General features: G+C 70.0%; 9 protein-coding genes. 4 read left to right on the top strand and 5 right to left on the bottom strand.

Annotation, left to right across the window (positions count from 1 at the left end):
• Positions 1–55: 55 nt before the first annotated feature.
• On the bottom strand, positions 56–1489 hold the full coding sequence (locus ACWIF2_RS09225; RefSeq protein ID WP_454359495.1) for a glycoside hydrolase family 43 protein: 1434 nt from the start codon (positions 1487–1489) through the stop codon (positions 56–58).
• Between the two features lie 231 nt (positions 1490–1720).
• Between ACWIF2_RS09225 and ACWIF2_RS09230 the strand changes: the two genes are divergently transcribed.
• Positions 1721–2809 carry an ABC transporter substrate-binding protein gene (locus ACWIF2_RS09230; protein ID WP_454359496.1) on the top strand — a complete coding sequence of 363 codons (1089 nt, stop codon included), beginning with the start codon at positions 1721–1723 and terminating at the stop codon, positions 2807–2809.
• A gap of 54 nt (positions 2810–2863) precedes the next feature.
• A complete protein-coding gene (locus ACWIF2_RS09235) occupies positions 2864–5701 on the top strand; it encodes a SpoIIE family protein phosphatase (protein WP_454359497.1) in 2838 nt (945 codons plus the stop codon).
• A gap of 25 nt (positions 5702–5726) precedes the next feature.
• On the opposite strand, the gene ACWIF2_RS09240 is transcribed toward ACWIF2_RS09235, so the two are convergent.
• Both ACWIF2_RS09240 and ACWIF2_RS09245 read right to left on the bottom strand, forming a co-directional pair.
• Entirely contained in the window at positions 5727–6434 is a 708-nt protein-coding gene (locus ACWIF2_RS09240) for a GNAT family N-acetyltransferase (protein WP_454359498.1), read from the bottom strand.
• Between the two features lie 85 nt (positions 6435–6519).
• Positions 6520–9654, bottom strand: a complete 3135-nt coding sequence (locus ACWIF2_RS09245; RefSeq protein ID WP_454359499.1) for a family 78 glycoside hydrolase catalytic domain — start codon at positions 9652–9654, stop codon at positions 6520–6522.
• A gap of 175 nt (positions 9655–9829) precedes the next feature.
• Here ACWIF2_RS09245 and ACWIF2_RS09250 point away from each other — a divergent pair, with 175 nt between their 5' ends.
• Complete coding sequence (locus ACWIF2_RS09250) at positions 9830–10867, top strand: LacI family DNA-binding transcriptional regulator (RefSeq protein ID WP_454359500.1); 1038 nt, start codon at positions 9830–9832, stop codon at positions 10865–10867.
• A gap of 85 nt (positions 10868–10952) precedes the next feature.
• Here the strand turns inward: ACWIF2_RS09250 and ACWIF2_RS09255 are convergent, their stop codons facing one another.
• A complete protein-coding gene (locus ACWIF2_RS09255; RefSeq protein WP_454359501.1) occupies positions 10953–12122 on the bottom strand; it encodes a DUF3592 domain-containing protein in 1170 nt (389 codons plus the stop codon).
• A gap of 484 nt (positions 12123–12606) precedes the next feature.
• Between ACWIF2_RS09255 and ACWIF2_RS09260 the strand changes: the two genes are divergently transcribed.
• Positions 12607–12780, top strand: coding sequence for a hypothetical protein (locus tag ACWIF2_RS09260; protein WP_454359502.1), 174 nt, complete (start codon positions 12607–12609; stop codon positions 12778–12780).
• Between the two features lie 91 nt (positions 12781–12871).
• Here the strand turns inward: ACWIF2_RS09260 and ACWIF2_RS09265 are convergent, their stop codons facing one another.
• Entirely contained in the window at positions 12872–13534 is a 663-nt protein-coding gene (locus ACWIF2_RS09265) for a response regulator (RefSeq protein ID WP_454359503.1), read from the bottom strand.
• Between the last annotated feature and the right edge of the window lie 62 nt (positions 13535–13596).

A 13596-nucleotide genomic window follows, 5' to 3' on the forward strand; every position in this document is an offset into this window, starting at 1 on the left:
TTCGCCGGCCCCGGGCGATGGACCCTGCCGAGCAAGGCGCCGACGAGCGGCCGAGTCACGGGACGGTCTTGAACGTGGCGTCGCCGCGTCCCGTCGCGGTGGTGATCGGGTCGAGTTTCAGCCGGAACCCGAAGTGGCGGATGTACCGGTCGGGGTGGTTGTACGACTGGAATGACGACCACGTCGAGTCGGCGAGACCGGCGACCCTGCGGAATGTGGCGTCCGCGGCGAACGCGGCGGTGCCGTCGTTGTGGACCAGCTGGAAGTCGGTTCCGTCCTGGCGCAGGTAGTACCCGGGGAAGTTCACCGACTCCAAGGAGACCGTGCCGTTGCCCGCGAGGCCCGGCCGCAGCCGGAACCGGGCGTCCTGGGCGGGGTTGACGTTCGGGTCGACGCGCACGTCGAAGTTCGTGTGCCGGATGTACCGGTCCTGGTAGTTGTACGACTGGAGCCGATCGACCGGGGTGTCGGCCCAGCGGGTCAGGACGCGGCTCTCCTCGGCGGCCGTCAGGCTGAGGATCGCCCCGTGGCGCTTCTTGGTCCCACCCATGGCGTAGCTGCCCGAGGCCGGCAGGTGGTAGGTGCCGGAGGCGGACGGGCTGCTCGTCAGGACGGGCATGTAGCCGCGGCCGGCGGCGTACTGGTCGAGGTAGAGGGCCCACTCGTCGCGGTCACGGAACCTCATCCACATCGGGCCCTCGACCTGGGATCCGGTGAGGCCGATCCCGGAGAGGTTGCCGATGGTGGTCCAGGTCCCGAGGATCGAGTCGCTGCCTTCGAGGGTGATCTGGCCGTCGCCGGAGGCCCGTACATAGCGGTAGGTGCCGGTGCCCGCCGGCACCTCGATGATCTGGGTGTCGATGATGCCCTGCGTACCGGGGCGGTCGATGTACAGCCGCGGGGTGGTGATGGTGCGGAAGTCGGCGGTACGGGCGTAGTAGACGCGGTGCTTCAGTACGCCGTTGAGCGTCGCGTTCGTCGCCCAGTACAGGACGTAGTCCTTGGTCTGCGGATCCCAGATCGCTTCCGGCGCCCAGGCGTTGCGCCCGTCGGGGATCGCCCCGGCGACGTTCAGGAGCCAGGGCTGCGACCAGGTGACCAGGTCCGTCGACTCCCACACCACGAGGTTGCGGCTGCCGTTGGAGGTGGAGTCCTCCCACGACTGCCCGCAGCCGATGCACAGGTCGGTCGCGATGATCCAGTACTTGCCGCCGTCCGGTGAGCGGACCAGCGAGGGGTCGCGCACCCCGCGCGTGCCGACCGTCGAGCGCAGGGTCGTCCCGCCGCCGTTGAGGTCGCTCCAGTGCAGGCCGTCGGCGCTGTGCGAGAAGTAGATCTGCTGACCGGCGGCTCCCTCGCCGATGAAGTGGGTCATCAGATAGCCCGGCTCGGCCGCGCTCGCCTTGCCGGGCCTGATCAGCGCCTGGCCGGTAAGGACAAGGCAGACGGCGACCAACAGCGCCACCAGCCTGCTGAGAACCGTGGACATGGGCATCTCCTGCTCTGGAGGCCGTTCGATATATCAGACGCCGTTCGTAGAGCCGGGCAGACGCTAAGGGCGAGCAACCGGAGGCGTCAATACATGCGGCAGGTCCGAAAGGGACCCCACGCCTGTGAAGACAGGACTTTTCCTGATAAGAACTGACTGAAGCTCAAAGCAGGACCAGCCGGGAATCACCCTCCGTCACGGATCATCCAGACGACACTGTGGAGGCAGCCGGTGGGAGACGTCGGGATCGACCGCAGGGCCTTCCTGAGCGGAGTCGGCGAAATCGCAGCCGGTGCGGCTGCCGCATCGCTCACCGCGTGTGACAGCCGCGCCGACCGGAGCTCCACCAAGAGCAGCGAATTGCTCGTGGTCCGTGACTTCGGCGGCTCTTACGGGGAGGCGAACCGCAAAGCCGTCTACGACCCGTTCACCAAAGAGACCGGCGTCCGGATCAACGTCGTGAACTTCTCGAACACCCAGATCCTCGCCCAGATCAAGGAAGGCCGTCCGCGATTCGACGTCATGGACATCGACATGTCCAACCTGGTGCGCTTCGAACATGAGGGCGCCTCCGAGGAGTTGGACTACGGCCGATTGAAGAACACCAGGAACGCGGGAATCGCCGAGTCCCTGCTCACCCCCAACGGCGTGGGAAAGAGCTATTGGGCCAGCGTCCTCGCCTATGGAGCGGACGCCTTCGGCGGGAAAAAGCCCGAGTCGTGGGCGGACTTCTGGAACCTCGGCGCCTTCCCGGGCCGCCGGGCGCTTCAGGGCGAGGTGGACTGGCCGGAACTGGAGTTCGCCCTGCTCGCCGACGGAGTGTCGCTCGACAGGCTCTACCCGCTGGACGTGAACCGTGCTTTCAAGGTCCTCGACGAGATCAGGGGCTCGGTGCGGACGTTCTGGGAGTACGGCGCCGAACCGGGCGAGTTGCTGGATCGCCATCGCGTCGTGGCCTCCAGCACCTGGGCCGGCCGCGTCCAGAGCCTGATCAAGGGCGGGTCTCCGCTCGCGTACGAGTGGAACGGCGCCCGCCGGCAGAGCAACGGCTACGGAATTCCCAAGGGCGCCGCCAACACCGACGCCGCTTATCAGCTCATCGACTTCGCACTGCGGCCCGAGGTGCAGGCCCATATGGCCCGTATCTACCCCGAGGGACCCGTAGTGCCGGCTGCCTACGGGTTCCTCACCGAATCCACCGCCGTGCACCTGGCGAGCACACCTGGACACCTGTTGTCGGGCTTCGACCTGGACATCGTGTGGTGGCTGGAGAACGGGGACTCCGTGACCAGGCGCTGGCAGGCGTGGGCGCGCGGCTGACCGACTGAACTCAGCCATATGGCTGTATATGAACACGCATGGTAAAGAGTCGGTATGGCCAGGCACCTTGGTCGACTCTCGCCCTTCCGGCCCCACGCGCACGGCGGAGGCCGCCCTCGGTGGGCCTCGCGACGGGACAAGGACCCCGACTCACAGCCGCGGCCTGACGTCCGGCCCCCTGGGAGACGCCGGCAAGCCCTGCCAAGGGTGCGCAGCGTGGCCGGCCAAGTGTTTCTGCTCCAGCTCGTGATCATGGTGCTGTTCGCCGCCGCCGCGGGAGGGGCTCTCGTGGTGCAGGCCCGGAACTCGAACACGCAGGAGGCCCGGCAGCTGTCGATGGGCGTCGCACAGTCCTTCGCGCGCGCCCCGGGGACGCTGGCCGCCATGAAGTCCGGCGAGCCCACCAAGCTGCTGCAGCCGCGCGCCGAGGACACCCGCAGGAACACCGGGGTCGACTATGTGGTCGCGTTCGACCCCCAGGGTTTTCGCTGGACCCACCCCGACCCGAAGCTGATCGGCAAGCACATCTTCGCCCTGCGCGAGGGCGGCGCCGCCGACCGGCCCTTCACCAAGACGTTCGAGGGCAGCCTGGGCCTTGCCGTGGACACCACCGTCCCCGTCTACGACACCAACGGGACCACCATCGTCGGCTTCGTATCGGTCGGGGTCACCGTCGCCAGCGTGGACGACGTGGTGCAGGAACAGCTGCCGCAGCTGCTGGGGTTCGCCGGCGCGGCCCTCGCCGTGGCCGCGATCGGCACGGCACTCGTCTCCTGGCGGCTGCGACGGCAGACCCGCGCCCTGGATCCGTCCGGGATGACCCGGATGTACGAGCACCACGACGCGGTGCTGCACGCCGTACGGGAAGGCGTAGTGATCATCGGCGATGACGCCCGGCTGCTGCTCGCCAACGACGAGGCACGGCGGCTTCTGGACCTGCCCGCGGACGCCGAGGAGCGCCGTGTCACCGAACTCGGCCTGGCGGCGGACACCGCCGAGCTGCTGAGCTCGGGCCGGACGGTGACGGACGTGGTGCACCTGGCGGGCGACCGGCTGCTGGCGGTCAACATTCGGCCCGTCGACCCCGGCAGCCGCCCTGCCGGCAGCGTCGTCACCTTGCGGGACACGACAGAGCTGCGGGCACTGGCGGGCCGGGCGGAGGTGGCCCGGGAGCGGCTGGGGCTGCTGTACGAGGCGGGGATACGGATCGGCACCACGCTGGACGTGGTGCGCACCGCGCAGGAACTGGCCGAGGTGGCGGTCCCCCGGTTCGCCGACGCCGCGACGGTCGATCTCCTTGATCCGATCCTGCGGGGTGCGGTGTCGGGCGGCCCCGGCCCCGAGATGCGCCGCGTGGCGGTACACGGCGTCGACGGTGCCCGCGCTCTCTACCCGGTGGGGGAGCTGATCCGCTTCGTCCCCACCTCGCCCGTGGCCGTCAGCGCCGAGCGCGGCCGTGGGGTCCTGGACGCCGACCTGACCGCGACCAGCGAGTGGATGACCGCCCAGGATCCCGAACGCGCCCGGCGCCTGCTGGCCCTCGGCTTCCATTCCCTGATCACCGTGCCGCTCCAGGCCCGCGGTGTGGTGCTGGGCATGGCGAGTTTCTGGCGCTCGGACGCGGTCCCCTTCGGCGGGGAGGACCTGGCCTTCGCCGAGGAACTGGCCGCCCGGGCCGCGGTCGCCGTCGACAACGCCCGTCGCTACACCCGCGAGCACACCCTGGCCGAGACCCTCCAGCGGAGCCTGCTGCCCAGCTCCCTGCCCGACCACTCGGCCGTGGAGGTCGCCCACCGCTACCTGCCCGCCCTGGAAGGCGTGGGCGGCGACTGGTTCGACGTGATTCCCCTGCCCGGCGCCCGCGTCGCCCTGGTGGTCGGCGACGTGGTCGGGCACGGGCTGCATGCCGCGGCCACGATGGGTCAGCTGCGCACCGCGGTGCACAACTTCTCCGCCCTGGACCTGCCCCCGGACGAGCTCCTCGGGCATCTGGACGAGCTGGTCGCCCGGATCGACAGCGACGAGAACGTCGAGCGGGACAACGAGAGCGTCTCGGGAGCCACGTGTCTCTACGCGATCTACGACCCGGCATCCGGGAGGTGCGCACTGGCACGGTCCGGGCATCCCGAGCCGGCCCTGGTCCATCCCGACGGCACCGTGGAGTACCTGCGGGTGCCCGGGTCACCGCCGCTGGGTCTGGGCGGCGCACTGCCCTTCGAGACCGCCGAACTCACCCTCCCCGAGGGCTCCCGGCTGGTCCTCTACACGGATGGCCTGATCGAGGACCGGGAGCACGGCCCAGACACCGGCCTCGAGGGACTGCGTCACGCCCTGGCCCACCCGGACCGGACACCGGAGGAGACCTGCCAGGACGTCCTCGACGCGATGCTGCCCGCCCGGTCGAGCGACGACATCGCCCTGCTCGTGGCCCGCACCCGCCTGCTGGACCCCTCTCACGTGGGCGAATGGGACGTGCCCGGCGATCCGGCGGTCGTCGCCCGCATCCGGGCGGATGCCGCTCGCCGGCTGGAGTCCTGGGGGCTGGAGGAGATGGCCTTCACGACCGAGCTGATCATCAGCGAGTTGGTCACCAACGCCATCCGCTACGGCACGGAACCGATTCGGCTGCGGCTGGTGCACGACCGCGACAGCCTGATCTGCGAGGTCGCCGACGGCAGCAGCACCTCGCCGCACCTGCGCCGGGCCGCGACAACGGACGAAGGCGGGCGCGGGCTGTTTCTCGTCGCCCAGTTCGCCCAGCGGTGGGGCACCCGCTACACGGCCCGGGGCAAGGTGATCTGGACGGAACAGTCCACCCAGAGCGGGCCGGCCGATCCCGAGGACGTGTCGTCCGACGCCCTGCTGGACCAATGGGAGGACGCGGCCTGGTGAGCCGACGGCTCCGGGGCCGGATGCCTCACGGAGTGCGGAACCCGCGGAACGTCACATGCTTCCGGGTCTCGAATCCGAGTCGCTCGTAGAGCGCGATCGCGCCGGTGTTCGCCTCGGCCACGTGCAGGAAGGGACGTTCGCCCCGGCCCACGATCCGCGCGACCAGCGCGCGCACCAGACGGGCGGCGTGGCCTTGTCCGCGTGCCTCGGGAGCGGTGCAGACAGCGCTGATCTCGGTCCACCCAGGAGGCCGGAGCCGCTCCCCGACCATCGCCACCAGCTTGTCGCCGTCGTGGATGCCGAGATAGGTGCCGAGTTCATGGGTGCGTGGCCAGAACGGCCCCGGCTTGGTCCGCTCGACGAGGTCGAGCATCCCGGGCACGCTCTCAGCGCCCAACCGGACCACGGCGGGGTCGAGTTCGAGGGGAGAGGCACCGGGACGGCTGTCGCCGGTCCAGATCATCTGGCGGCCCTCGAGGACGAACACCGGCTCCCAGTCCGGTGGCGGCGTCGCCGGGCAGCTGAACATGTCAGCGAACTCGCCCCGCCCCAGCAGCCCGGCGAGCTCGCCCCACTCCTGCGAGTCCGCTTCAGCGGACACCGCGGAAAAGGTCGCGACTCCCGGAAGGTAGGTGACCGCCCGGCCCAGTCGGCGAGCGAGATGCCCGTGGTGACCCCGGAGCGATTCCCCCACCGGGTCGTCCAGTGCGACGACGTCGCGGAGACCTGTCATCGTGCTGCGCTGCTCCTGCCCAAGGTCGAAGTCGGTGCCGCCCGTGACCGACACGGTGCAGTCGAACGCCGACGGACCATCGTAGTCAGCCCCGGAGCGCCGCGGTCAGTCGGTACCGCCCGGACGGCAGACGGTACGCGCACACCCCGTCGGCGAATCCGAGGAATCGCACTCCGGGCACCTGTGCCAGCGGGGTGCGTCCCTCACGGACGGCATCGGCGGAGGTGACGGGAAGGCGCAGGGTCGCCTCGCTGTTGGCGGGCACCGCGGCCTCGTACTCCAGGGCCCGCCCCGCCTCGACGACCTCCCAGGCGCTTCGGATCTCGCCGTACGGCGACTCGTACGAGCCCGCCACCCGTGTGATCCTGCCCGTGGGATCGAGGTGGGGCCGCAGCAGGAAGTGCTTGAAGCCGGGGCTGTCCGGATCGCGGGCGATGCCGGCCATGTGCGTGTACATCCACTCCATGATCGCGCCGTAGGCGTAGTGGTTGAAGGAGTTCATGCTCACCGGGCCGAATCCCGCGTCCTCGGAGTAGGAGTTCCAGCGCTCCCAGACGGTGGTGGCGCCGTTCTTCACCGAGTACAGCCAGGACGGCAGGGCGTCCTGGTGGAGCAGTTCGTACGCCAAGTCGGCGCGGCCCTCGTCGGCGAGGACGGGGGCCAGGACGTTGACGCCCAGGAAGCCGACGGACAGCGTGTTCTCGGCGTACTTGACCCGGCTGCTGTCCGGGTGCGCCGCCTTGTAGGCCGCGTCGTTGCCGATGTTGTCGGCCAAGTGCCCGACGAGTGCGCGGCGTTGTGCCTGCGTCTCGTAGAACCCGAGCTTGAGGACCCAGAGCAGCGCGGTCTGGCTGTTGTCCTCCGTCTTCTGGTCGGGGTCGGCGCCGGGTTCGATCGGGGAGGCGTCGCCGAGGCTGGACTTCACCGTGACCCGGCCGCCCTCGGTGCTCAGGTACTTGGCGATGAACGCCTGCCTGATACGCCCGAAGAGGCGCTGGTACGCCTCCGCTTCCGCCGCCCGGCCGATCGCCCGGGCCATCTGCGCCATCAACCGCGAGGAGTAGCCGTAGTAGACGTCGCTCATGAGCTGGGCGCTGGTCTTCTGCGGTGCCAGCCAGTCGCCGGTGAGGGACCCCTGCCCGGCGTAGGTGTCACCGGTCTGCTCACGGATCCACTCCAGATAGCGGGTCATCGCCGGCCAGCTGCTCTCGACGATGTTCGCGTCCCCCGTCATCTGCCACACGGTCCACGGGAGGACGACGCCGCAGTCCGCCCAACCGCTCCCGCCGTCGGGGAAGTTGTACCGCCCGCCCGGTGCCACTCCGGTGAACTGCGCCCTGTCCGTGCCGTAGATGGTCTGGGAGTCGACGACGGTGTCCTGGAAGTGGCCGAGGAAGACACCGGCGTCCGCGTTGTAGAGGCCGGTGGTGGCGAAGACCTGGGTGTCGCCGGTCCAGCCGAGGCGTTCGTCGCGCTGGGGGCAGTCGGTGGGCACCCAGAGGTAGTTGCCGCGCTGGCCCCAGCGGATGTTGCTCATCAGCCGGTTGATGTCGGGGTCGTTCGTGGTGAGGGTGCCGGTCTCGCGGATCGCGGATGTGGCGGTCCTGCCGGTCAGACCGGTGATCGTGACGGTGTCCGTCGCGGTGACGGACACGTAGCGGAAGCCGTAGAAGGTCAGTGAGTCCTGATGGGTCTCGCCCTTCCGGTCGCCCTTGAGGATGTAGGTGCTGGTGGCCTTGGCGGTGCGGAGGTTGGCCCGGTAGACGGAGCCCTCGGGACCGTCCGCTCCGGCGCTGTCGTCGTTGAGCATCTCGCCGAACCTGAACTCGGCCCGCGCGCCGGCCGGGCCGCGCAGGCGGTAGCGGGCGACGCCGACCATGTTCTGGCCGAGGTCGAAGACGGCGGTCTCGCCGCTGCCGATCGTCACGGAGGCGGAGGCCGCCTGCTCAGGGTCGGTCACCGTCCGGGCGGGGTCCACGACGATGCGGCCCTTGCCGTTGGGGCTGCCGTCCTGGCCGGTCACTCCGGTGGCTACGGTGATCGACCGTGGGCGGCGGTCCCACTTCGGCATGAGGCGCGCCGTCTCGGCCGGGTAGGCGAGGAGTTGGACGCCCGGGTACTTGTCCTCGAAGGCGACGCGTGCCACGTCGGCCCACCCGCTGTCGTCGAATGCGGGCGCCGTCCAGCCGGGCAGTTCCTTCCGGGCGTCGTAGGTCTGGCCGTCGTAGATGTCGTCGGCCCGGCACGGGCCGGTGTCCGTGGCCTTCCAGGTGCCGTCCGGCTCGGTGACGACCGACTGCGAGGTGCCGTCGGCGTACCGGATCAGCAGCTTGGCCTTGACCGCGAGGGCGTTGCCCTCCTTCGACCAGTACGTACTGCCCTCGGAGACCCGGCCGTTGTACCAGCCGTTGCCCAGGACGAAGGCGAGGGTGACCGCCTGCTCCCGCGTCACGAGATCCGTGACGTCGTACGTCAGGTAATTGATGCGCGCGTCGTAGTTGGTCCAGCCCGGGGGCAGCAGTTCGATCGTGGTGCCGCCGTCCTGCGGGACGGTCACATGGTGTCCGTTGACGTAGGCGTCGTAGACCCCGAGAGCCGAGACGTACAGTCGTGCCTCACGCACCCGCTGCCGGCCGTCGGTCCTGAGGGGTGTCTCCCTCCGCAGCATGGGAGCACCGGCCGAGCGGGGCGCCTTCCCCTTCATCCCGATCCACTGCGCGCCGTCCCACCCGGCCACACCGTCGGTGCTCATCAGGCCGGTCTCGAAGGTGGACGGGAACGCGACGCCGACCGGGCGGCCTTCGGTGTCCCAGACGGTGACGGTCCAGTGGTAGCGGGTGGAGGCGCCGAGCGGCTTGCCCGCGTAGCGGACGGCGACGGAGTCGGAGGAGCGGACGCGTCCGCTGTTCCAGAGGTCCGCGCGCGCGGCGGACAGTTTGTCGGGCGAACTCGCCACAAGGATCTGGTACGACCCCTGGCTCCGGCCACGGGTTGCCGACCGTATGTGCCACCCGAAGCGCGGCCTGTCCGCGTCCATGCCCAGGGGATCGGTGCGGTGTTCGACGGTCAGCGCCCCCACCGCGTGGCCCTCCGGAAGCCGGGACGCATCCGCGGCGGCGGCACTCGTTCCGCCTCCCGGGACACCCACCCCGGCCCCTGCCGACACGGCTCCGGCCGTCGCGGCGAGCACGGTCCGACGACGCACTGCATCCTGATTCACGCCTGCTTCCTCCGGTTATGAATCGATTCAAAAACAGGGTCACGTCACCATCCGGCCAGCGGTGGGTAACGTTTTCCGAAGAGATGTGGGCCCGACCCTAGAGAGCACCCCACGGGGCGTCAAGACGCCGGGCATACACTCGGCCGCAGCGTTTCCCAGAGAGGCAAGGGACCGGATGGAGCCGCCAGCACCGCGTCGCAGGGTCACCATCGTCGACGTGGCACGTCACGCCCAGGTCTCCACGACCGCTGTGTCGAAGGTGCTGCGCAATGCCTACGGCGCCAGCCCCGAGATGCGTGCCAAGGTGCGGCGCGCGATCGACGAGCTGGGCTACCGGCCGCACGCGGGCGCCAGGGCGTTGCGCGGTCAGACGTACACCATCGGCGTCATGCTGCCCGACATCCGCAACCCGTTCTTCCCCGAGATCCTGGACGGCATCACGGGTTCACTGGAGGACACCGAGTACCAGGTGTTCCTCGGGCCGGGCTGCAACGGCGAGAAGGCGGAGGCCCGCGTCACCGAGGCGATGATCGATCGCGGCATGGACGGCATCGTCCTGGTCGCCCCCGTATCCTCCCGAGCCCGCCTCGAGCACGTCGCCTCCGCCGTGCCGACCGTCGTCATCGGCCGCCACGGGACGTCCCCGCTCTTCGACACCGTGGCCGACGACGACATCGAGGGCGCGTCCCTGGTCGTCGGCCACCTCGCCGGTCTCGGGCACCGCAGGATCGCCCACATCGAGCACCACGAAACCGATCCCGCGCGCCTCGCCGAGATGCCCAACGCCCGGCGCGCCGACGGATACCGGCAGGCTATGCGGGCGCACGGCCTGGAGGAATGGACCGACGTCGTGTCCACCAGCTACACCCAGGAGGGCGGGTACAAGGGCGCGCAGCAGTTGCTGGCCCGCCCGCACCGGCCCACCGCCGTCTTCGCCGGAGCCGACATCGTCGCCATGGGTGTACTGGAAGCGGTCGCCGAGGCCGGACTGACCGTCCCCGGCGACATCTCCGTGGCCGGCTACGACAACACCACCTTCGCCGCGTTCGGCCCCATCTCCCTGACCAGCGTCGACCAGGCAGGACACGAGATGGGCAGGAACGCCGTACGCCTTCTGCTGGACCGGATCGCCGACCGGCACAGGCCGTCGACCCGGGTCATGCTCTCCCCCACGCTCATGCCACGCCGGACCACGGCCCCGCCGTCGGCGTAGGCGAGCCCGCCGACCGAGCGCAGGGCTGTTCGGCGGAAAACGTTATACATCGAGGGGCCTTCCGGAGACAGCGGACTGGGGAGCGTCATGAGGAACGCAAGGCAGAAGGGGTTCGCTCGGCAACGTGCTTGGCCCTGAGCTCGGCCCTCCTTATCTCGTTCGAGGTCTTCTCCCACCCCTTGCGCAACAGGTGCAGGGCACCGGCGGGGAGGACGAGCAGGAACACGGCGATGAAGTACCACCAGAGGTAGCCGCGCAGTCCGAACCGCTCGGGAAGCATGGACGAGGGGTCGGCCGGGTCGATCAGCACGGTCGTCTTCTTGCCTTCGTCGCTGGCCAGGGCCGAAGCCCGCTCCTGGTAGGTGCGGCCCGCCACGGTCCAGGTGTGCACGCACGTGTAGGTCGGCACGCTGCGGTCGTTGCTGCTCGGGCTGCGCTCGCAGTCGGAAACGACGGCCGCCACGGCCGAGCGGTGGTCGAGGTACTCCTTCTGGTTGCCGATGCCGAGGCTCAGTGAGCCGAAGAGCGTCGCGAAGGCCGCGACGACCAGGACGGCCGCGAAGGGGAACTCTCCGGCGTCGCGTGCGGCGTCCAGCCGCCGTAACGCCTCGTGCCGCAACCGCCCTGCGGCCGCCGCCACCAGCGCGGCGCCGCCGGCTGCCGCCCAGCCCCCGATCGTCCACGGTCCTTGGTCGTCCGCCAGTCGCGCGATGATCAGAATCGCGGCCAACGCCCCCACGCACACCAGCGTGGACAGCACGAGCATGATGCCGCTCCAGCGCACGAGAAGGACATTCGTCCCGGACAACGGCCTTTCGGCTGCGGCCTGTTCGGCGATACGGATCGCCTCCGCCACCACCGCCTCACCCTCCAGGTGGCGTACTTGCCGGAGGAGCCGTTCGACCCGGGCCGCCAGTTCGTCCCGCGCGGTACGGGCATCGTGCAGCTCCCGGCGCAGGCGTTCCGCCTCGTCGCCGACGCGGTGCAGCCGGCCGCGCACCTGCGACAACTTGCGCCGGGCATCGCGTTCCCGGGCCAGTGCGGCGTCCCGCTCGGTCACCGCGCTCAGCAGCTTCCACACCGGCGGGTTGAGATGCTCCAAGGCCCCCATGTACAGCCGGTCGGTCAGCCGGCGCTCCTCATCGTCCACGCTCGTGCCCCGATGACGGGCGCAGACGGTGTGGATCGTGCGGACGAAAGACCGCTCCGGCACCTTCTTGCCGGCGAGGAACTTCGACAGGTCAGGACTGCTCACTTTCAGGGCCTTCGCCGCCTGGCCGTCCGTGTCGAATGACCTGTCGACCAGCTCCCGCAGGTGCTTCGCCCATTGCTCAACGGCCGGCGGCAGGCTGCCTTGCTCGAGCGGAGCCCGGGAACGCCCCACCGGCCGCCGCGCTCTGCCCGAGCGCTCCGGTTCGTCCTGCCTCACCACATCGGCCCTCTCATCGTTCCCGCCCAACTGACGTCCCGCTCACCGGTTTCTTGCACCTCGAGCAACAATCCGCAGCCTTCACGCCCCTGATCGCGGCTCGGAAAAAGTCGCCGTCAGGGCGTTCTTGCGCTTGGAGCAACAAACCGCCGTGCCCGACGCTGGAGGCACATCCGGCCCAGACGGACACCACCGCCGAGGGCCTCGCGCGCCTTGCCGCGACTCTCCACCCGAGGACCGCACGCGCGCCCTGATCGTCTGTCCGTCCGCCGTGCACGACCTCGTGCCCGCATCCCAGGAAGCACCGCTCATGTCCACGCTTGCCCTGCTGGTCGTCCTGCTGCTGGTGATGGTCGCCCTCCTGACCGCCGCCGGCCTCGCCTATGCCGTACACCGCCACCCCGCTCTCGCACAGCCGCTCACCGTCGGCTTGTCCGGGCTGGGCCTGCTGGGGGCCCTGGTGGCCGCCATCATCGCGCGCTGACCGGGAAGACCGGGCGGTCAGAGTCGTCGCGTGGCCGGGCGGTGTGGTGGTGTCAGTCCCCACGCCGGTGCGGCCTTGCACCACACCCGGGTCACACCGTGTCCGGGTGCAGTCCGGCGTCGCGGGCGAGCAGCGCCGCCTGCACCCGGTTGTCGCAGTCGAGCTTGGTCAGGATGCGGCTGACGTAGGTCTTCACGGTGGCTTCGCTCATGTGCAGCCGCCTGCCGGTGTCCGCGTTGGACAGGCCCTCGCCGAGCAGGGCGAGGACATCGCGCTCCCGTGCGGTCAGTCCGTCGAGGCGGCGCCTGGCCTCCTCCGCGCGGGCGGTGGCCAGGGGGGAGGCAAGGGCGTCCGCCACGTGCCGGGTGGCCGCCGGCGAGAGATACGCGTTGCCGGCAGCCGCCGCCCGCACCGCGTGGATCAGCTCATCGGGCGCGGTGTCCTTGAGCAGAAAGCCCGCGCCGCCGTGGCCGAGCGCGCGCAGTACGTTGTCGCGCTCGCCGAAGGTGGTGAGGATCAGCACCCGTACCTGCGGCGCGGCGCGGCCCAGCTCGGCCAGTGCCGTCAGCCCGTCCATCACCGGCATCTGGATGTCCAGCAGAGCCACGTCGACGGCGGTGCCCCGAGCGTGCTTCACCGCCTCCCGGCCATCGCCGGCCTCGGCGACCACGTCGATGTCGTCGGCCGAGTTGAGGATCATCCTGATGCCGGCTCGGATGAGCGGCTCGTCGTCGGCGACGAGGACCCGGATCACACGGCCTCCTGAGCGGTGTCGGTCGGAAGGCGATGGCATGGCTTCGCCATCATGCCTTGATC

The sequence above is a fragment of the Streptomyces sp. NPDC055506 genome (assembly GCF_053643595.1).